We start from the raw sequence: 18272 nt of genomic DNA on the forward strand, positions 1-18272 counted from the left end.
GCTGCGGGCCCGGAGCCCGACCCTGGGCCGCTCGGTCCCGGTCTCGCTCTCGGTCATGGGGACCGTCGCCGGACGGCCGGGGACCGGCGGGGGGGTGGCGCCCGGTACCGCCGGCGCCCCCTCCCCCCGCACCGGAGCCCGCTCCCCCGCCGCCGGCGCCGTCGGCCACGCCCGCCCCGTCCGCGAAGCCCGTGCACTATCCGCGCTACCGCGCCGCACCGCCGCGGCCACGGCCGGCGAACGGCACGCTGTCGCCGCTCACCTTCGTCCTGCTCGTCACGGTGCCCGCGGTGGTGGCCGTCGCCGCGCTGCGTGCGCGCTGATCCCTGAAGCCCAGGAGGTACCTCTTGCCGGAATGGCTTGTTCTCACCCTCGCGATGCTGGCCGCCTGTGCCGTGGTGGTCGTCATCACCTTCGTACGCCACCGCGCGGCCCCGGAGGACGAGGACCCCAGTGAGACCCCGGACGTCATCGAGTACATGACGATGTGGATCGGCGTGGTCTACGCCATCGTCCTGGGTCTGGCGATCGCCGGTGTCTGGGAGGGGCGCAGCGCCGCACAGGACCACGTCCAGGCCGAGGCGACCGCGCTGCACGAGATCTCGGAGCGGGTGCGGGTCTATCCCGCCGAGGAACGCGACCGCATCAGGGACGACATCCGGAACTACGTGAGCCATGTCGTGACCACCGAGTGGGACACCATGGCCGACAAGGGCGAGGTCACCGGGCGGGGCACCGAACTCTTCGAGCGGATCCGCGAGGACGTCACCGACTACGAGCCGGCGACGGACTTCGAGGCCCAGGCCTACCAGCCGCTCCTGGACCAGGTGACAGCGGCGAACCAGGCCCGCATCGCCCGGGCCGAGTCGACCGGGGAGACGATGCCGGGCGTGGTGTGGTTCGGGCTGGTCGCCGGCGCCGTGATCACCATCGGGATGATCTTCGCACTGCAGATCCGCAGAACGACACGCGAACTGGTCCTCGCCGGGCTGTTCTCGGCGCTGATCGCCTTCCTGCTGTTCCTGATCTGGGACTTCGACTCGCCCTACAGCAGGGGTGTGACAGCCTCGGCGGATCCGTTCCTGAACCTCTTCCCGGGCGTCGGCGACTGACGGCGCCCCGCAGCACGGGCCCCGGCCGGGGGGCGCGCGACACGCCGTCGCCGTCCCCCGGCCGCCTTTGCTGTGTTCCCCCGGGCGGCGCACACCCGTGACCCGTTCGCGCTACTGCGATCGCGCCGTCGCGCGCGTCTTCCTAGCGTTTCGGGCATCGAGGTGCATGTGTGACGTGAGCGGAACAGGTCCGCGGCTGCTCCTCGGGGACCCGGAGGATTCACCATGCGCGCGATATGCCTCGCCTCGGCCGTACTGCTGGGTGCCGGTGCCCTCACCTCCTGCGTGCCCGCCGCCGACGCGGCGATCCAGACCGACTTCAACTTCAGCGTCCTGCCCTCCACCGTCAGGGCGGGGGGTGAGGTGACCCTGCACGTCACACGCAACCGGGCGTGCCGGGGGGAGGCGGCGGTCGACTCACCGGCCTTCGACCCGGTCACCATCCCGCGGGGCGAGACCTGGACGACGGTGGTCGTCGACCGGGACGCCGAGCCCGGCGCGCTCTACGACGTCGAGTTCGAGTGTGACGGGTCGAGGGGGTTCGCGCGTCTGACGATCGCGCGCGGGCGGCCGGCGCACCACCCCGACCGTCACCCGGCGCACCACCCCCGCAAGGGTGTGCACGCCGGTGAGGGCGGCACCCTCGCCGGCTTCGACCTCAAGGAGATCGGGCTGGGCGCCGCACTGATCGCCGGATCGCTCGGCGTCGCCTACCACTTCGCGCGCCGCCGCACCGACGGCGACGCCGGCTGACACACCCGCGAGCAGGCAAGGCCATCGCCCCGGCTCCCCTGATGGGAGGGAGCCGGGGCGATGCGGGTGGGGTGTGTCAGATGCGCCGCTCGGCCCGGCGGCGCATCCAGAACACACCGCCGCCGACCAGCGCCGCGGCCACGAGACCGCCGCCGATGGCCATGTCGGTCGGGGTCGCACCGGTGGTGCTGCTGCCGCCGATGCCGCCACGGACGCCACCGATGACGGTGAAGGCCTGCGGCTTGGTCATCCGCCTGCCGTTGCAGTCGACCGTGATGTCGTACGAGCCGGGGCGGGCGTTGCTGTTGATGGTGGCGGTGCCGCGCGCGGTCCCGCTTCCGGTGCCGCCCCGGCCGTCCTCGTTGCCCTTGCCGCCGCCGACCGGAGAGAGCCGCGTCGGTGAGAACGCGTTGGACGTCGCCGTACCGCCGCTCCGGCAGCCGTCGACGGTGATGGTCAGCTGACCGCCACGGGCGATCACGCTGGGCAGGGCGGTGATGTTGCTCGGTGTGTCCCACGCGACGGCCGCGGGGGCGGAGAGACCGAGGGCGGCGACCGCTGCGCCGGCGACCGCCAGGGCACGAGTGTTACGCATGTGAACCTCCGCGGAAGACGCCCCGGGACCCGTCCCCGGTCGATCGGCGAGAAAGCGCCTCCCAGAAAGACAGTCAGTTGCCGTGCCGCGAGGCGCATTTCGGGAATGGTCCGTACCGGTGAGAGAAGGCGCTGCGGGACAAGCGTCCGTTCGGATATCGCCGCAGGTCACAGACCGTCAGAAATTTCCTCGCGGCGGCAACTCGGATGGCTCACCTCATAGCACCGCACCACCCCTCACGAACCCGGGCCACCCGTTCGCCGCCGCCCCGTCGCCGGTTTCCCGCACGCCACTTAGCGTGTCGCTATGCGCGATGGACACGGCGACGGCCGGGTCGAGAGGGGAAGGCGAATGTCTGCGTCCGAGCTGGCCCGAGCGGAAGAGGAGGCGCGGCCCACAAAGCGCGCCCCGTGGGGCGTGATAGCGCTGGTCCTGCTGACCGGTCTCGCGCTCATCCGGAACGGTTCGGGAGAGTTCGACGAGGGTCCGCCCCAGCCGGCGAGTGCGGCCGCGGCGGACAGCCGGGTGCCCGGCGGCGCCTTCGCGGGCAGCGTCCGGCCCTTGCCCTACGCCCTCCCCGACCGGGTCAGGATCCCCGCGATCCAGGTCGACGCGCCGATCATCCCCGTGGGCCTGGACGCGGACGGCTGGGTCGGCGCGCCGCCGCCGGAGGACCCCAACCTGGCCGGCTGGTTCACCGGTGCCGTCACTCCCGGCGAGAAGGGCACCGCGGTCGTGGTCGGCCATGTCGACAACCAGCAGGGGCCCGCCGTGTTCTACGGACTCGGGGCCCTGAGGCAGGGACATCGCGTCGAGGTCGCCCGACAGGACGGAAAGACCGCCGAGTTCGAGATCTACGGCGTCGAGGTGTTCGAGAAGGACAACTTCCCCGGCGACCGTGTCTACGCTTCCAAGGGCGCGCCGGAACTGCGGGTCATCACCTGCGGCGGCGGTTTCTCCAAGCAGGAGGGCTACGCGGGCAATGTCGTCGCCTTCGCCCGCCTGGTCGCGGTGCGCTGAGCGCGCCCGGTCCGGCGGGCGAAGGCCCTGGTACGTCCCCTAGGCGTAGTTCCGCCGGGGCACGGTGACGTGGTAGCCGGAGTCCAGCAGTTCGGGCAGATAGCGCCGCAGGGCCCGCACACTCTGCGAGCGGTCGCCGCCGGCGTCGTGCGAGAGCACCACGACGCCGGGTGCGGCGCCGCGTTCGACCCGGTTCGCGATGGCCCGTACGCCGGGGGTGGCCCAGTCGAGGGTGTCGACCGTCCAGCCGAGGGGTTCCATGCCGAGCTCCGCGCCGATCCGGAAGGTGGTGCGGTTCCAGGCGCCGTAGGGCGCGCGGAACCACTCGGGGCGCTCCCCGTAGGCGTCCTCGATGACGTCGCTGGTGCGTTCGATCTCGGAGCGGATCTGCCGTCGGGTGAGGCGGGTGAGCAGGGGGTGGGACCAGGTGTGGTTCCCCACGACATGGCCCTCGTCGGCCATCCTCGCCAGCAGGTTCCTGCCGCCGGCGACCATCTCGCCGCACACGAAGAACATCGCCCGCACGTCGTACTCGGCCAGGGTGTCCAGGATGTGCGGGGTGTAGCGGGGATCGGGGCCGTCGTCGAAGGTGAGCACCATGGTGCGGCCCCGGCCGGACACGCGCAGCGGCGCCTCGCGGTGAACCAGGGTCCGGCGTGGCGCGGCACGGGGCGGGCCGAAGCCGGTCAGGGGCTGCAGCCGGTATGCGGAGGAATTGACGTGGCGGCGGGCCTGGGGGCCCGAGGCGGGGGTCGAGGTGCCGGGCCCGTCCCCGGTGACCGCTGTGACCACTCCGGCCGTCACGGCCGCTCCCACCGCTCCGGCGCCCGCGATCATCGCGTGACGCCTGGTGAACAACCGGGTGGGCAACTGATCCTTCTTCATGACTCATGAGTCGCCCGGCGGAAGGCAGACGCACACGAGCAACACCGGTGCGGCGGCACACATTCACCCGATCGGCCCACACGGTGGGTCACTGGCGGCGCACCGGCGGGAAGGGCAGGGTCTCGCGGAGGGTGAGTCCGGTGAGGGCCGGAGGCCTCGGGTCAGGGCGAGTTGGTGGTGTCCCGCCAGTCGCACAGGACGACGAGGACGATGCCGTCGAAGTCGCGAGGCGCAGCCGGTCCGGCTTGTGGTGCCGGACGCGGACCTCGGGCAGGCCGGAGAGGGCGTCGGCGGGCTCGGTCCCGTCCCCTCCGGCGAGGCCGAGCGCCGCCGACGACGGCTGCCCCGCCGTGGTGGCGGGGGCGCTGCCGCCGTTCGGGTGCCCCGTTCCCTCTCCCCACAACGTGCGCATCGACGGTACGGACGCGAAAGCTTCGGCGTTGCCGGAGGCGGGGCAGTTCAGCGAGACCTTGCGCACGCCCAGCTCCCGTGCGACGGCGCACGGTTCACCGCGCACGGTTCGGCGACCATGAACTCCATGACGCCCTTGAGGGCGGTACGGTCACGGCGCATCAAGTCCCCGTCCCCGCCCTGCAGCCGGACCTGGGCGTTCCGATAGCCTCGCGGCGTGACGGAACAGCACTCCCATCAGTTCGAGCGGGGCACGGACGGGCCGAAGGTGATCGTGGCCGGGGTGGACGGCTCCGACTCCTCCTTGCGGGCCGCGGCCTACGCGGCCGGGCTGGCCCGCCGGCAGCACGCGCTGCTCGCCGTGGTGTACGTGCAGCCCGTGCTGGCGGCGGGGGCGGCGCTGGGCGCGCCGGTGGCCGGGACGACGGACGAGATCGCCGAGGACCTGGTGGCGCAGATCCGGGACGCGGCCGAGCGGCTCAAGGGGATGTTCGAGGTCCGCTGGGAGTTCCACACGTTCCGCGGCGACCCGTACAACGGCCTGGTGACGGCCGCCGACGAACTCAAGGCGGACGCGGTGGTCGTGGGCGCCTCGCAACAGGCGGGCCACCGCATCGTCGGCTCGGTGGCGGTACGCCTGGTGAAGGCGGGCCGGTGGCCGGTGACCGTCGTGCCGTAGCCGGACCCATGTCTCCGGTCGGTGGCACGCGAGCGCCGGGGCACGAGGATCCGCGACGACTCCGCACACCTTGCGCACGGCCTTCGTCACCCCGGGTCGGACCGCGCCCCGGTCGGCGTTACTCCCCCATCATCAGGCCGTCCCCGGCCGCGCCGCGGCTGAGGACGACCTCGCGAATACGGTCGCGGACGGCTCGGAGGTCGGCGCCCTGGGCGAGCGCCCGGTTGAGGTTCACGACCCGGCCCGCGTCGACGTCGAAGAGCTGGGGGACGAACTCCGCCCTGGTCACCTTCCAGCGCTCCCCCGGCCGTGCGGGCGGGGCGAAGGTGAAGCGGCCGAGGGTGGACTGGTTGCCGCGCGGGTCCTTGGCGCCCTGGTGGTTGGTCATCTCGCCGGCGATCTGGTCACCCATGCCGTAGACGACCCAGGTGCCGTTGACCTTCTCGTAGGCCTGCGGGACGTGCGCGTGGGTGCCCAGGATCAGGTCGACGTCGGGGCGTTCCCCGGTGCGCGCGGCGGTGAGGCTCCTGGCCAGGGTCAGCTGCAGGTCGTCGGGGGCGTCCTGCCATTCGGTGCCCCAGTGCAGGGAGACCACGACCACGTCGGCGCCGGCCCGGCGCGCGGCCCGGGCGTCCTCGACGATCCTCGCCTCGTCGATGAGGTCGACGGCCCAGGGCTGTCCCTGCGGGAGCGGGATGCCGTTGGTGTCGTAGGTGTAGGCGAGGTGGGCGACCTCGGCGGGGCCGGCCTCGAGGACCGTCACCGTGCGTGCCTCCTCCTCGGTGCGTGCCGAGCCGGCGTGCCGGACGCCCGCGCGGTCGAGGGCGTCGAGCGTGCGGCGGATGCCGTCGGCACCGTCGTCCAGGGTGTGGTTGGAGGCGGTGGAGCATCCGTCGTAGCCGGTGGCGGCCAGGGCCTCGGCCACCTCGGGCGGGGACTTGAAGGTGGGGTAGCCGGTGTAGACGCCGTTCGCGCCGTAGACGGTCTCCATATGGCACAGGGCGATGTCGGCGCGGGAGACGACGGAGCGGATCCCGGCGAGCATGGGCCGGAAGTCGTAGCCGGTGCCGCCGGCGTCGAAGCGGGCCCGGTCGATGATCGTGCTGTGCGGGAGGACGTCACCGGAGGCGACCAGGGTGAACCCGCGCGACCCGGCGGCCGGCGCCGGGCGTCCGCGGTCGGGCGCGTGGCCGCGGGCCTGGCAAGCGGCGCCCGCGGCGAGGAGGACGGTCAGGGCCAGGGCGATCTGTCGACTGCGTGTGAGCATGCATTCACCCCACTGTGGGCGTTGTGGTCATATTTACGCACCATCAGGAAAGAAGGCTCCTGCGGTCCCACGCGTCTCCGACACGCTCATCAGCCCCTCCGGCACCCACATGGCCGGGGGCCCGACCGTTCGTCGAACCGTTCGTCGACGCGATCGACCGTCCGTCGCACAGCCGGGTACGTGCCCTGTGCCGGGGCCGCGCCCTGCGATGGCATACGGCCATGACGGCCGGATCCACTCTCACGAACGGAACGACCGCCGAGCACGAGCTCGCCGCGCTGCAGCGCGAGCACGGCCGGCCCCTCTTCGCGTTGCTGCTGCGGCTCTGCGACGGCGACCGGCAGCGCGCCGAGGACCTGGTCCAGGAGACGCTGGTGCGTGCCTGGCAGCACCCCGAGGCCCTGCGCGCCGACGACTTCGACTCGGTGCGGCCCTGGCTGATGACCGTCGCGCGGCGGCTCGCGATCGACGCCCGGCGGGCCCGCCAGGCCCGCCCGCCCGAGGTCGGCGACGCCGTGCTGGAGAACGCGCGCGTCATCTCCGACCACGCCGAGCGGGCGGCGGCGATGCTGGACGTCCGCGAGGCTGTGAAGACACTCACTCCGCAGCACCGTGAAGTCCTGGTGCTCGTGTACTTCCAGGGGGCGAGTGTGGCGGAAGCCGCGACGGCCCTCGGGATTCCGCCCGGTACCGTGAAGTCCCGCGCGTACTACGCGCTGCGTGCCCTGCGCAGGGTGCTTCCGGGATACGCCGCCGACCTGCGGTGAAACCAATGGGTGGGTCAAGCCTCCGTAAAGCGCCTTGCCGATGACCCCGGTTGAGTAATCGGCTGTTCCCATCCGTGTTCCGGAGGGGGCCGTCAGCCTCCTCGGGGCCCGGTGTCGGGCGACGCGCACGTACCGGAGGAAGGCAGGAAGGGATGCTGGACGAAGAGCAGGGGAACACGGACGGTGCCGACGGCGAACTGACCGTCCCCATGGCGTGGTTGTACGCCGAGTACATCGCCGACGAGCTGCTGCGGACCGGCGATCTGATGCCGCCGACGTCCTTCGAGTTCCGTGCCGGGCGCGATGCCCTGGCGCTGACCGTCTTCCTGTCCGACACCGACGGGGAGCTGTCGGGCATCCGGGTCATCACGCAGCTGGAGACGTGGCTGTCGCTGACGGCGTACGACCAGCCGTGGCAGGAGTGGGTGCGTGAGCGGCTGGCCGAGCTCGGCGCCGCGTCGTCGGGACGGCCCGCGCCGGACCTGGAGCTCGCCGAGGAGGCCTGGCGCTGGCTGCAGGAGACGGAGCTGCTCGCGCCCGATCTCAACGCGGTCCCGGGCGGCGCTCCGGTGGTCGGCGAGGACGAGGGACCGAAGGTCTGGACACCCGCCTGGCAGCTCGGACTGCCGCTGGGACACCTCGCGATCCATCTTTTTTAGATTTCTGCGGACCCGGACCAATCCGGGAGCCGGAGGGCTCCGAATCCTTTGGTTGCGATTGTGTCACCGGCTTGAGTGATTCGGCTGCCTGGTCCGTACCGGTGGGAGCAAGGAGTAACCCCACCCGCACCCAACGGCACGAGGATTCGGCATGAGGTCCCTGGAGAGGCATCGCGACGTCGCGGCCTACGCGCTCGGCGTGCTGGACGAGGCGGAGGCCTTCCGCTTCGAGGACCACCTCATGGAGTGCCCTCGGTGCGCTGCAGAGGTGACGGAATTCGGCCCGACCACACGGCAGTTGATGCTGTACCGGCGGTCGACGCCACGGTTCGTGCACCCCATGGCGCAGCCCGGGCCGCGCATGCTGGACGGACTGCTGGCCGAGGTGGCGACCCGGCGCCGGACCGGACGCAGACGTCTGCTGTTCGCCCTGGCCGCCTCGGTCGTCTTCGCGGCGTCGGTCCCCGGCATCGCGATGATGGCCGAGGGCAACGCCGAAGAGGCCCGCACCGTCGCGGCGACCGACACGAGGACGGGGGTGTGGGCGCAGGTCACGACAGCGGACGAGGCCTCGGGCAGCCAGGTCGAGCTGCAGGTCAAGGACGGCGCGGGCTCACGCGCCTGCCATCTGGTGATCATCGGCCACAACGGCACCGAGGAGACCGCGACCAGCTGGCACGGGCCCGGCCACGACGACCGCCCCCACACGATGATGGCCAGCTCCTCCCTGCATCCGGAGGACATCGCCCGCTACGAGATCCGCTCGGCGGCCGGCGAGGTCCTGTGGAGGATCCGGCCGAGCTGACCATCCGTCCGCCCCTGCCGCCGGGCGCCGGGCACGCCCCGGTGTGAGACTGCTGGACGACGCACCCGGAGGATCGCCGGGTGCCCGCGGTCCCGGTGAGGGGAGACGAGGTGACGGCAGAGCCCGGGGGCGGCCGGCTGGAGGAGTTCCTCGCCGACCCGGAGAACGCCACCCTGGACCTGCCCACGGCGGCGGCCCGCTGCACCAAGGCCCTCGGGCTCCAGAGCTCCGTGGTCTACCTGTCCGACATCCAGCAGCGCCGCCTCGTACCGCTCACCGACGTCGCCTCCCCGCTGCTCGTCGACGGCTCCCTCGCGGGCTGGACCTACCGCACCCAGTCCCTGCGCGTGGAGGTGTCCGACGCGGGTGGCATGACGGCCTGGATCCCGCTCGTGGACGGTGCCGAACGCCTCGGCGTCATCGCGGTGAACTCCCCCGCCCTGACACCCGACGTGCTGCGCCGCGGCCGCGCCCTGGCCCAGCTGCTCGCCATGATGATCACCTCCGCGCGGGCGTACCAGGACTCCTTCGTACGGCGTCTGCGCACCCGGCCGATGCGCCTGCCCGCCGAGATGCTGCGGGCCTTCCTCCCGCCCCGGACGATCGGCACCTCCCATGTCGTGTCGACGGCCGTGCTGGAGCCGGCCTACGAGCTCGGGGGCGACGGATTCGACCACTCCCTGACGGAGACGACCCTGCACGTCGCGGTCCTCGACTCCATGGGGCACAACCTGGCGTCCGGGCTCACCACGGCGGTGTCGCTGGCCGCGTGCCGCAACGCCCGGCGCACCGGGGCGGACCTGCCCGAACTGGTGGAGAGCGTCGACGACGCGCTGTCGCAGTGGCTTCCCGACCAGTTCTGCACGGGTGTCCTGGCCCAGCTGGACCTGGCCTCGGGGATGCTGCGGTGGGTCAACTGCGGGCACCCCACCCCGCTGCTCATCCGCGACCGGCGGCCGCTGGTCGACGCCATGCGGCGCGAGCCGGACCTGCCGATGGGGATGCCGTCCCTGCTGACCGAGCGGAGGCGGGAGACGCACGAGATCGCGCTGAAGCCCGGCGACCGGGTGCTGATGTACACCGACGGTGTCACGGAGGCCAGGGCCGTCGACGGCGCGGAGTTCGGGCTGGAACAGTTCGCCGACTACATCATCGGGGCGACGGCCGCGGGCGAGCTGCCGTCCGAGACGCTGCGGCGGCTCATCCACTCCATCCTGGACTCGCCGACGAGCCGGCTGCGGGACGACGCGACCATCCTGATGTTCGAGTGGTCGCCGCCGTCCCGGTAGCCGCGAGGCCCGGGCCCGGTCACTTCAGCAGCCGGGACATCCTGCGGTCCGCCAGCGGCTTGCCGCCCGTCTGGCAGGTCGGGCAGTACTGGAGCGAGGAGTCGCTGAAGGACACCTCACGGACGGTGTCGCCGCACACCGGGCAGGGCTCGCCGGTGCGGCCGTGGACGCGCAGCCCGCTCTTCTTCTCCGCCTTGAGCCGCCCGGCCGCCACGCCCCGGGAGCGTTCGACCGCTTCGGTGAGCGTGTCGCGCAGGGCCGCGTAGAGCCGCCCGGTCTCCTCCTCGCTCAGGGAAGCCGCCAGTTTGAAGGGCGACATCTTCGCCACGTGCAGGATCTCGTCGCTGTAGGCGTTGCCCACGCCCGCGATCAGGCTCTGGTCGCGCAACGCGCCCTTGAGCTGCCGTCGTTCGCCTGCCAGGAGTTCCGCGAGGCGCCGCTCGTCGAAGTCGTCGGCGAGCGGGTCCGGGCCGAGCCGGGCGACGCCCGGGACCTGCTGCGGATCGCCCACGACGTACACCGCGAGCCGTTTCTGGGTACCGGCCTCGGTCAGGTCGAACCCGGCGCCGGTCTCCAGGGCCACGCGCAGCGCGAGGGGGCCCTTGCCCGGGCGGGGCAGGCCGTCGGGGAGGCGGTCCTTCCAGTGCAGCCAGCCCGCCCGGGCCAGGTGCGTCACGAGGTGCGGCCCGTCCGCGGTGGCGAGGTCGAGGAACTTGCCGTACCGGCGTACGCCGACCACCTCGTGGCCCTCCAGCGCGGACAGGGGAGGTTCGTACGTCTTCAGGACGCTGATAGCGACGGGCAGCACCCGTACGATCTCGTGGCCGACGAGGTGCTCGGTCAGGAAGTCCTTGAGCGCCTCGACCTCGGGGAGTTCCGGCATAGGTCCAGAGTGCCACGCGGGGTCAGTCCCGGCCGGGCACCACGAACTCGCACCACACGGCCTTGCCGCCGCCCCGGGCCTCCACGCCCCACGCGTCGGTGAGCAGCTCGACCAGGAGCAGGCCCCGCCCGGAGACGCCCGACTCGCCCGCCTCGCGCCGGCGCGGCAGGGCGCTGGAGGAATCCGCGACCTCGACGCGCAGCCGGGGCTCGGAGCCGGTGAAGGCGCGCAGGGTGACGAGCGCCGAGCCCTCGGTGTGCATCAGGGCGTTGGTGATCAGCTCGTCGGCGACCAGTTCGATCTCGTCGACGCGATCGCCCACGCCCCAGGCGGCGACCGCGGTGCGGATCATGTGCCGGGTCTCGGCGAGGGCTCCGGGGTCGCCGGGGGCCACGCGCCGCTGGAGCGGGCGGCCGGACTGCGGGCCCTCGGGTCCGCGCCGGCGCAGCAGGAGCAGGGCCACGTCGTCGTCGCCGCCGCGCTCGTCGGCCACCTCGATGAGGCGCTCTGCGAGGTCCCGTACGTCCTCGGGGCCGGTGGCGACGAGCGCGCTCAGGGTGCGCATGCCGTCGTCGAGATCGGCGCCGGGCTGCTCCACCAGACCGTCGGTGCACAGCAGCAGGGTGTCGCCGGGGTCGAGCTCCATGGTGGTGACGGGGTACTCCAGGCGGCCGAACTCGGCGGACAGGCCGAGCGGCAGCCCGCCGGGCACGGGGACGCGGCGGCAGGAGCCGTCGGGATGGCGCACCAGCGGGTCGATGTGACCGGCCCGGACCATCTGGAGCACGCCGGTGGACAGGTCGGCCTCGGCGTAGAGGCAGGTCGCGGAGCGGTCGGTGTCGAGCTCGTGCAGGAAGACGGAGGCCCGGGCCATCACGGTGGCCGGGGGGTGTCCCTCGGCGGCGTAGGCGCGCAGCACGATGCGCAGCTGGCCCATGACGGCGGCCGCGTGGGTGTCGTGGCCCTGGACGTCGCCGATGACGGCGCCGACCCGGCCGCCGGGCAGCGGGATCAGGTCGTACCAGTCACCGCCGATGTCCCGGCCGGCGGATCCGCCGATGGTGGCGGCGCGGTAGCGCACGGCGACGTCGGCGCCGGGCACGCTCGGGATGGTGCGCGGCAGCATGGCCTGCTGGAGGCCCTGGGCGAGGTCCATCTCCTGTTCGTAGAACATGGCCCGCTGCAGGCTCTGCGCGATGCTGCTGCCGAGGGCGACGAGGATGTTGCGCTCCTCGGACGTGAAGCCGTACCGGTCGCTGTAGAGCAGACCCATGGCGCCGATCGGCCGGGCCTGGACGATGAGCGGCAGATAGGCGGCCGAGGTGATGTCGAGGCCGGTGATGTGCGGCCACAGGATCGGGTAGCGCTCGGCGAACTCCTCCGGCGACTCGATGAAGCAGGGGCCGAGGGTGCGGACGGCCTCGCTCATCGGGTAGGGCTCGTCGATCCGGGTGACGCGCGTGCCGGGGACGAAGCTGCCCACGGGGCCCTCGGCGACCAGACGGATGCGGCCGGCCTCGACCAGGCCCATGACGAGACTGGTGGCGCCCAGGTGGACCAGGCCGTGGGTGTCCTTGAGGACGTCGATGACGTCCTGGACGGTGCGGGCGTGGGCGAGGGCGGCCGTGGTGAGTTCGACGACGCTGGTCTGCTGCCGGCGGGCCTCGTCCCGGGCCGCCTGGTCGCGGCGGGCGTCGATCTCGCCGAGTTCCTGGGTGGCGTCCCGGATGATGCCGATGATGCGGCGGGGCCGCCCGGTGTCGTCGCGCCGGATGTAGCCCTGCGTGTGGGTCCAGCGCAGGCTGCCGTCGCGGCGACGGATGCGGAAATAGGCGCCGTAGTTCTCGCTGCCGTCCTTGAGCGCCTGTGAGACGGCCGTGTCCAGACGGCGGGACTCGTCGGGCGGTACGCGCTGGGCGAGGGTCTCGGGGTGGTCGTCGTACTCGTCGGAGCGCACGTCGAAGACCTCGTGGGCCTGGGCGTCCATCTGCATCAGGCCGGTGTCCAGATCCCAGTCGAAGCTGCCCATCCGGTTGAGCGCGAGGATCGGGTCCGGGTGGGCGGGCCAGTCGTCCGGGAAGGACAGGGCTCTCGCTCCCCGATCAGCCATGGGCCCACCTTGCCAGGGTTCGTCCGATTCTTCGACCGGATGTGCCGAGTGTACGAGCCGCCGCGCCGGACCGGCCCTCGGTTACTGAAGACGCCCGAGGGGCCGCCGGGGATGCGGTCGGCGGCCCGGCCGCCGGAAAATCGTTCCGGCTCCACCGGACGGATCGGGGCAGTCCGGCAGGAGCCGGGCCGGCACTATGGTGGGCTTCGGTCGCCCCGGTCACGCAACCGCAGCGTCGGGACACCGAGCGTGAGGGCCGGGCCTCCGGCGCCGCACGGGAAGGAGGGCCCCACGGCCGTGGAATGGTTCGCCGCATCCGGCTACTGGCTGACCCGGCTGGTCTTCCAGCGGGCGCTGGCGGCCGTGTATCTGGTGGCGTTCCTGACGGCGGCGCTCCAGTTCCGCGCGCTGATCGGCCGGCGCGGCATGCTGCCGGTGCCGCGGTTCGTCGAGCGGGTGCCGTTCACACGGGCGCCGAGCCTGTTCCAGTGGCACTACTCGGACCGTTTCTTCGCGCTCTGCGCATGGACGGGCTGCGCGGTGTCCGCGGCGCTGCTGGCCGGGCTGGACTCGCTGCTGCCGCTGTGGGGCGGCATGCTGCTGTGGCTGGTGCCGTGGGCGCTGTATCTGTCGATCGTCAACGTCGGGCAGACCTGGTACGCGTTCGGCTGGGAGTCGCTGCTGCTGGAGGTCGGGTTCCTCGCGGTGTTCCTCGGCAACGACGAGGTGGCGCCGCCGGTCGTGGTGCTGTTCCTGCTGCGGTGGGTCCTGTTCCGCGTGGAGTTCGGCGCGGGTCTGATCAAGATGCGTGGCGACGCCTGCTGGCGCAAGCTCACCTGCCTGGACCACCATCACGAGACGCAGCCGATGCCGGGCCCGCTGAGCTGGTTCTTCCACCATCTGCCCAGACCCCTGCACCGCGTCGAGGTGGCCGCCAACCACGTCACCCAGCTCGTGGTGCCGTTCCTGCTGTTCACCCCGCAGCCCGTCGCGACGGCCGCCGCGTCGCTGATGATCGTCACCCAGCTGTGGCTGGTGCTGTCGGGCAACTTCTCCTGGCTGAACTGGATCACGATCGTGCTCGCCCTTTCGGCGGTGCGGTTCCCGGCCGATCCGCCCACGGTGCCCGGCGCCCCGCTGTGGTACGTCGTCGTGGTGCTCGCGGTGTCGGCGCTGCTGCTCGGCCTCGGCTACCGGCCGGTGCGCAACATGGTGTCCCGGCGCCAGGTCATGAACCGTTCCTTCGACCCGCTGCATCTGGTCAACACCTACGGCGCGTTCGGCAGTGTGAGCCGGGTGCGGTACGAGGTGGTGGTGGAGGGCACCGCGGACGACGTACCGCACCCGGAATCGGGGTGGCGGGAGTACGAGTTCAAGGGGAAGCCGGGCGGTCCGCGGCGCTGGCCGCGCCAGTTCGCTCCCTACCATCTGCGGCTCGACTGGCTGATGTGGTTCGCGGCCCTCTCCCCCGCCTACGCGGAGTCCTGGTTCGGGACGCTGGTGGAACGGCTGCTGGAGAACGACCGGGACACCCTGAAGCTGCTGCGCCGCTCGCCGTTCCCGCCGGGGGAACCCCCTCGGTACGTGCGCGCCCGCCTGTTCCGCTACCGCTACACGACCTGGCGCGAGCTGCGGGAGACGGGCGCGTGCTGGGAGCGGACGTACGTACGGGAGTACCTGCCGCCGACGCGGCTGGCGGGGCCGGGCCGGCGGGCCTGACCCGGCTCCGGCGCTCCGGGGTTACGCGAACTGGCCGGGCCGGTAGTCGCCCGCCGGCTGCTCGAGCATGACGTTCAGCCGGTTCGCGGTGTTCATGAAGGCGATCAGGGTCACCAGCGCCATGAGCTGTTCCTCGTCGTAGTGCTCGGCGGCTCGCCGCCACACGGCGTCCGGCACGCCGCCGGCTCCGTCCGCGATCCTGGTTCCCTGCTCGGCCAGCTCCAGCGCGGCTCGCTCGGCCTCGGTGAAGACCGTGGCCTCCCGCCACGCCGCGACGAGATGGAGACGGACGGAGCTCTCGCCCGCCGCGGCGGCCTCCTTGGTGTGCATGTCGATGCAGACCGCGCAGCCGTTGATCTGGCTCGTGCGGAGCGAGACCAGTTCCCGGGTGGCGGCGGGCAGCGGCGACTCCACCACCAGCCGCCCCAGGGAGTGGAACTGCTTCACGACCTTGCTCGCGCTCGGAATGGCGAAGACGTCCAGTCGTGCGCTCATGGTGAGCTCCTCTGCCGTTGTCGGTGCGTACACCCCTATGAGGCAGCGGCCGATCTCGATGTGACATGGGCGCATGTGACCTGCGCCATAAGACCCGCTGCGGGGCTTCGCGCGCGGGCGGACCTGTCCCCCGGCGCTCCGCCGCGTCACACTGGGCCGTATGCGGCCTCGGGGCATCGCCTGCGCGGCCGCCGGACTGCTGCTGGCCGTCGCGCTGGGCTGCACCGGCGGCGCGGGGGACGGTGCTTCCATGGCCTCCACGGCACCGGCCCGGGCCGCCCAGGAGACCCCCCGCACCCCCCCCTCCCCCACCCCGGCCGACCCCGTCTCCCTTCGGGCCCTGATCCAGCGCGAGCACACCGGCTCCGGTCTTCGCCTCGGCGCGGTGCTCGACCGCACGTCCGCCTACACCCGCTACGCCGTCACCTACGAGGCCGACGGCCTGACGATCTCAGGGATCATGAACATCCCCGCGGGTGAGGGCCCCTTCCCGGCGCTGGTGCTGGCGCACGGCTACATCGACCCGGACGTGTACGTCAGCGGCCAGGGCATGCCGCGCGAGCAGGACCGCCTGGCCCGCGGCGGCTACGTCGTCCTGCACACCGACTACCGCAATCACGCCGGTTCCGACGAGGACCCGGACAACGACGTGAACCTGCGCCTCGGCTACACCGAGGACGTCATCGGCGCCGCCCTGGCCCTGCGCGACTCCGGGCGCCCGGAGATCGACGGCGACCGCATCGGGCTGTTCGGGCGGTCCATGGGCGGCGGAGTCGTGTACAACACGCTGGTCGTCGCGCCGGGCCTGTTCGACGCGGCGGTGGCTTACGCCCCGGTCAGCGCGCGACCGGAGGAGAACATCGACCACTTCCAGCGGCCCGAGGGCGATCCGGTCGTCGCCGAGATCGAGGAGAAGCACGGCACTCCCGAGGACGACCCGGCGTTCTGGCGGGGTGTCTCCCCGCTCACCCACGCCGACCGCCTCACCGAGCCCCTGCTGATCCAGCACGGCACCGAGGACGACACCTGCCCCCTCGCCTGGTCACGCGAGGCCGCCGCCACGTTCCGGAAGGCGGGCAAGGACGTCGATCTCCGCACCGTCTCCGGCGAGGGGCACACGTTCGGGCCGAAGTGGGCCGCCTCGATGGACGTCACCGAAGCCTTCCTCGCACGCCACCTGCGCTGAGCCGACCGCCCCCCCCACGGCAACGGTTCGGCCCCGGCCCGGTCCGCGACCTCGACGCACGGTCCTCGCCGGGTGCACAGTTCTCCCTACGTACTCGTCAGTAAGTCCGCCCTCTCCCCTTTCGAGGAGCCACTGTGACCACGTGGGCCGGCCGCACCGCCGCCGAGATATCCGCCGCCGTACGCGAGAAGCGGGTCACGCCCCGCGAGGTGGTCGCCGAGCACCTCGCCCGGATCGAGCGGCTCGACGGCCGGGTCGGCGCCTTCCGCGCGGTGCGCGCCGAGGCGGCCCTGGCCGAGGCCGATGAGCTGGCGGCGCGCGGCGATGTCGCCGAACTGCCCCTGGCCGGGGTGCCGGTGGCCGTCAAGGACAACCTCGCCGTGCGCGGTGAGTCCCGGCGGATCGGTTCGGCCGCGACGCCGGACACGCCCGCCGCGCGGGACCATGTGACGGTGGCCCGGCTGCGGGCGGCGGGCGCGGTGGTCGTGGGGGTGACGAACGTCCCCGAGCTGTGCGTCTTCGGGACGACGGACGGCGTGCTGGGCATCGCCCGCAACCCCTGGGACCCCACGCGTTCGGCGGGCGGTTCGTCCGGCGGCAGCGCGGCGGCCGTCTCCGCCGGGATGGTCCCGATCGCGCTCGGCAACGACGGGATGGGCTCCTTGCGCATACCTGCCGCCAACTGCGGCCTCGTGACCATCAAGCCGGGGCATGGGGTGATCCCGGCCGACGAGGGCGACAGCACCTGGTTCGGCATGGCGGAGAACGGGCCGCTCGCCACGACCGTCGAGGACGCCCGCCTGATGTTCTCGGTCCTCGCCGGTGCCGAGCCCGGCACGGAGCCCGGTCACCTGCCGGCGCCCGGCGTCCTCAGGATCGCCGTGTCGCTGCGCAGCCCGCTGGCCGGCGTCACCATCAGCCGTCCGTACGCGGCGGCCGCCCGGGACGCCGCGGCGCTGCTGATGAGAGCGGGCCACCAGGTCCGGCGCGCCGACCCGCCCTACCCGATGTCACTCGCCACGACCTCCCTGGTGCACTGGACGGCGGGCACCGCCGCGGACGCCCGGCCGCTCGACCCCCGGCTGCTGACCCGGCGCACCCGCGTCCACGCCCGGCTCGGCCGTCCCTTCCTGCGCACCGTGAGCTCCGGGGCGAGCCGCGAGCGGCTGCGCCGACGGCTGGAGCCGTTCTTCGCCGAGCACGACGTGCTGCTCACGCCCGCGCTCGCCCGCCGCTCCCCCAAGGCCGGGCCCTGGCACGAGCGGGGCTGGCTGAGCAACGTGCTGGCGAACACGAACTACTCGCCCCTCACGCCCGCGTGGAACCTGACCGGCTGGCCCGCCATGTCCGTCCCCTGCGGCACCCTCCCCTCGGGAGCCCCGTGCGCCGTGCAGCTCGTGGGCCGCCCCGGCACGGAGTCCCGACTCCTCGCTCTGGCCGGGCAGTTGGAGGAACGAAACCCGTGGCAGCGCACGGCGCCGATGGACTAGGGTCGGCCGGGTGACTGCCGGGTCGGCCGTAGGCCATGCACGAGTGAGGCGCCCGGCCTCGGAGTGAGCGCGGCGGGGGTGACCCCGCCCGGGCCCGCCCGAGAGCCGGAGAGGGCACGCGCCCCGCCTCCTGTCTTCGTTGTCCTC

At 72.7% G+C, this 18272-nt stretch carries 19 protein-coding genes; 12 read left to right on the forward strand and 7 right to left on the reverse strand.

Annotated features, from left to right (window positions below; translation table 11 throughout):
• The first annotated feature begins 191 nt into the window (after positions 1–191).
• The 3 genes from ADK65_RS39610 (at position 192) to ADK65_RS18940 (ending at position 1865) form a co-directional block, all read left to right on the forward strand.
• On the forward strand, positions 192–323 hold the full coding sequence (locus ADK65_RS39610) for a hypothetical protein (RefSeq protein ID WP_033308025.1): 132 nt from the start codon (positions 192–194) through the stop codon (positions 321–323).
• A 24-nt stretch (positions 324–347) separates the two neighbouring features.
• A complete protein-coding gene (locus ADK65_RS18935) occupies positions 348–1112 on the forward strand; it encodes a DUF4239 domain-containing protein (RefSeq protein ID WP_107092328.1) in 765 nt (254 codons plus the stop codon).
• 225 nt (positions 1113–1337) lie between these two features.
• Positions 1338–1865, forward strand: a complete 528-nt coding sequence (locus ADK65_RS18940) for a hypothetical protein (RefSeq protein ID WP_053671486.1) — start codon at positions 1338–1340, stop codon at positions 1863–1865.
• Between the two features lie 76 nt (positions 1866–1941).
• On the opposite strand, the gene ADK65_RS18945 is transcribed toward ADK65_RS18940, so the two are convergent.
• Positions 1942–2460, reverse strand: a complete 519-nt coding sequence (locus tag ADK65_RS18945; RefSeq protein ID WP_053671487.1) for a hypothetical protein — start codon at positions 2458–2460, stop codon at positions 1942–1944.
• 351 nt (positions 2461–2811) lie between these two features.
• On the opposite strand from ADK65_RS18945, the gene ADK65_RS18950 reads away from it, so the two are divergent.
• Positions 2812–3480, forward strand: a complete 669-nt coding sequence (locus ADK65_RS18950) for a class F sortase (protein WP_053671488.1) — start codon at positions 2812–2814, stop codon at positions 3478–3480.
• A gap of 39 nt (positions 3481–3519) precedes the next feature.
• On the opposite strand, the gene ADK65_RS18955 is transcribed toward ADK65_RS18950, so the two are convergent.
• Together ADK65_RS18955 and ADK65_RS18960 are read right to left on the reverse strand one after the other, a co-directional pair.
• Positions 3520–4365, reverse strand: a complete 846-nt coding sequence (locus ADK65_RS18955; protein WP_053671489.1) for a polysaccharide deacetylase family protein — start codon at positions 4363–4365, stop codon at positions 3520–3522.
• 88 nt (positions 4366–4453) lie between these two features.
• Positions 4454–4882, reverse strand: coding sequence for a hypothetical protein (locus ADK65_RS18960; protein WP_053671490.1), 429 nt, complete (start codon positions 4880–4882; stop codon positions 4454–4456).
• A 111-nt stretch (positions 4883–4993) separates the two neighbouring features.
• Here ADK65_RS18960 and ADK65_RS18965 point away from each other — a divergent pair, with 111 nt between their 5' ends.
• Complete coding sequence (locus ADK65_RS18965; RefSeq protein ID WP_053671491.1) at positions 4994–5455, forward strand: universal stress protein; 462 nt, start codon at positions 4994–4996, stop codon at positions 5453–5455.
• Between the two features lie 118 nt (positions 5456–5573).
• On the opposite strand, the gene ADK65_RS18970 is transcribed toward ADK65_RS18965, so the two are convergent.
• A complete protein-coding gene (locus tag ADK65_RS18970; RefSeq protein WP_053671492.1) occupies positions 5574–6722 on the reverse strand; it encodes a CapA family protein in 1149 nt (382 codons plus the stop codon).
• A gap of 221 nt (positions 6723–6943) precedes the next feature.
• Between ADK65_RS18970 and ADK65_RS18975 the strand changes: the two genes are divergently transcribed.
• The 4 genes from ADK65_RS18975 to ADK65_RS18990 all read left to right on the forward strand — a co-directional run bounded on the left by ADK65_RS18975 (position 6944) and on the right by ADK65_RS18990 (position 10242).
• On the forward strand, positions 6944–7489 hold the full coding sequence (locus ADK65_RS18975; protein ID WP_053671493.1) for a sigma-70 family RNA polymerase sigma factor: 546 nt from the start codon (positions 6944–6946) through the stop codon (positions 7487–7489).
• A 152-nt stretch (positions 7490–7641) separates the two neighbouring features.
• A complete protein-coding gene (locus tag ADK65_RS18980) occupies positions 7642–8148 on the forward strand; it encodes a hypothetical protein (protein WP_053671494.1) in 507 nt (168 codons plus the stop codon).
• A 151-nt stretch (positions 8149–8299) separates the two neighbouring features.
• Positions 8300–8953, forward strand: coding sequence for a zf-HC2 domain-containing protein (locus ADK65_RS18985; RefSeq protein ID WP_053671495.1), 654 nt, complete (start codon positions 8300–8302; stop codon positions 8951–8953).
• Between the two features lie 110 nt (positions 8954–9063).
• Positions 9064–10242 (forward strand): PP2C family protein-serine/threonine phosphatase, encoded by a 1179-nt coding sequence (locus ADK65_RS18990; protein WP_420709050.1) that lies wholly within the window; start codon positions 9064–9066, stop codon positions 10240–10242.
• 19 nt (positions 10243–10261) lie between these two features.
• Here the strand turns inward: ADK65_RS18990 and ADK65_RS18995 are convergent, their stop codons facing one another.
• Both ADK65_RS18995 and ADK65_RS19000 read right to left on the reverse strand, forming a co-directional pair.
• The gene (locus ADK65_RS18995) at positions 10262–11125 is read right to left on the reverse strand and encodes an Fpg/Nei family DNA glycosylase (RefSeq protein WP_053671496.1); all 864 of its coding nucleotides are present in this window, start codon (positions 11123–11125) and stop codon (positions 10262–10264) included.
• 22 nt (positions 11126–11147) lie between these two features.
• Positions 11148–13235 carry a SpoIIE family protein phosphatase gene (locus ADK65_RS19000; RefSeq protein WP_053671497.1) on the reverse strand — a complete coding sequence of 696 codons (2088 nt, stop codon included), beginning with the start codon at positions 13233–13235 and terminating at the stop codon, positions 11148–11150.
• A gap of 297 nt (positions 13236–13532) precedes the next feature.
• On the opposite strand from ADK65_RS19000, the gene ADK65_RS19005 reads away from it, so the two are divergent.
• Complete coding sequence (locus ADK65_RS19005; protein WP_053671498.1) at positions 13533–14954, forward strand: lipase maturation factor family protein; 1422 nt, start codon at positions 13533–13535, stop codon at positions 14952–14954.
• A gap of 21 nt (positions 14955–14975) precedes the next feature.
• On the opposite strand, the gene ADK65_RS19010 is transcribed toward ADK65_RS19005, so the two are convergent.
• The gene (locus tag ADK65_RS19010) at positions 14976–15449 is read right to left on the reverse strand and encodes a carboxymuconolactone decarboxylase family protein (RefSeq protein WP_053671499.1); all 474 of its coding nucleotides are present in this window, start codon (positions 15447–15449) and stop codon (positions 14976–14978) included.
• A 160-nt stretch (positions 15450–15609) separates the two neighbouring features.
• Between ADK65_RS19010 and ADK65_RS19015 the strand changes: the two genes are divergently transcribed.
• On the forward strand, positions 15610–16635 hold the full coding sequence (locus tag ADK65_RS19015) for an alpha/beta hydrolase family protein (protein WP_063788034.1): 1026 nt from the start codon (positions 15610–15612) through the stop codon (positions 16633–16635).
• 134 nt (positions 16636–16769) lie between these two features.
• The gene (locus tag ADK65_RS19020) at positions 16770–18125 is read left to right on the forward strand and encodes an amidase (protein WP_053671500.1); all 1356 of its coding nucleotides are present in this window, start codon (positions 16770–16772) and stop codon (positions 18123–18125) included.
• Positions 18126–18272: the final 147 nt, after the last annotated feature.

This window comes from Streptomyces sp. NRRL B-1140 (assembly GCF_001280065.1).
In the GTDB taxonomy this organism is placed as follows: Bacteria; Actinomycetota; Actinomycetes; order Streptomycetales; family Streptomycetaceae; genus Streptomyces.

Coding starts and splice junctions, on each gene's coding strand:
- ADK65_RS18975 (WP_053671493.1), top strand. CDS start 6,944: ATGACGGCCGGATCCACTCTCACGAACGGAACGACCGCCGAGCACGAG.
- ADK65_RS19000 (WP_053671497.1), bottom strand. CDS start 13,235: ATGGCTGATCGGGGAGCGAGAGCCCTGTCCTTCCCGGACGACTGGCCC.
- ADK65_RS18940 (WP_053671486.1), top strand. CDS start 1,338: ATGCGCGCGATATGCCTCGCCTCGGCCGTACTGCTGGGTGCCGGTGCC.
- ADK65_RS18945 (WP_053671487.1), bottom strand. CDS start 2,460: ATGCGTAACACTCGTGCCCTGGCGGTCGCCGGCGCAGCGGTCGCCGCC.
- ADK65_RS18985 (WP_053671495.1), top strand. CDS start 8,300: ATGAGGTCCCTGGAGAGGCATCGCGACGTCGCGGCCTACGCGCTCGGC.
- ADK65_RS18950 (WP_053671488.1), top strand. CDS start 2,812: ATGTCTGCGTCCGAGCTGGCCCGAGCGGAAGAGGAGGCGCGGCCCACA.
- ADK65_RS18955 (WP_053671489.1), bottom strand. CDS start 4,365: ATGAAGAAGGATCAGTTGCCCACCCGGTTGTTCACCAGGCGTCACGCG.
- ADK65_RS18995 (WP_053671496.1), bottom strand. CDS start 11,125: ATGCCGGAACTCCCCGAGGTCGAGGCGCTCAAGGACTTCCTGACCGAG.
- ADK65_RS19010 (WP_053671499.1), bottom strand. CDS start 15,449: ATGAGCGCACGACTGGACGTCTTCGCCATTCCGAGCGCGAGCAAGGTC.
- ADK65_RS18980 (WP_053671494.1), top strand. CDS start 7,642: ATGCTGGACGAAGAGCAGGGGAACACGGACGGTGCCGACGGCGAACTG.
- ADK65_RS19015 (WP_063788034.1), top strand. CDS start 15,610: ATGCGGCCTCGGGGCATCGCCTGCGCGGCCGCCGGACTGCTGCTGGCC.
- ADK65_RS18970 (WP_053671492.1), bottom strand. CDS start 6,722: ATGCTCACACGCAGTCGACAGATCGCCCTGGCCCTGACCGTCCTCCTC.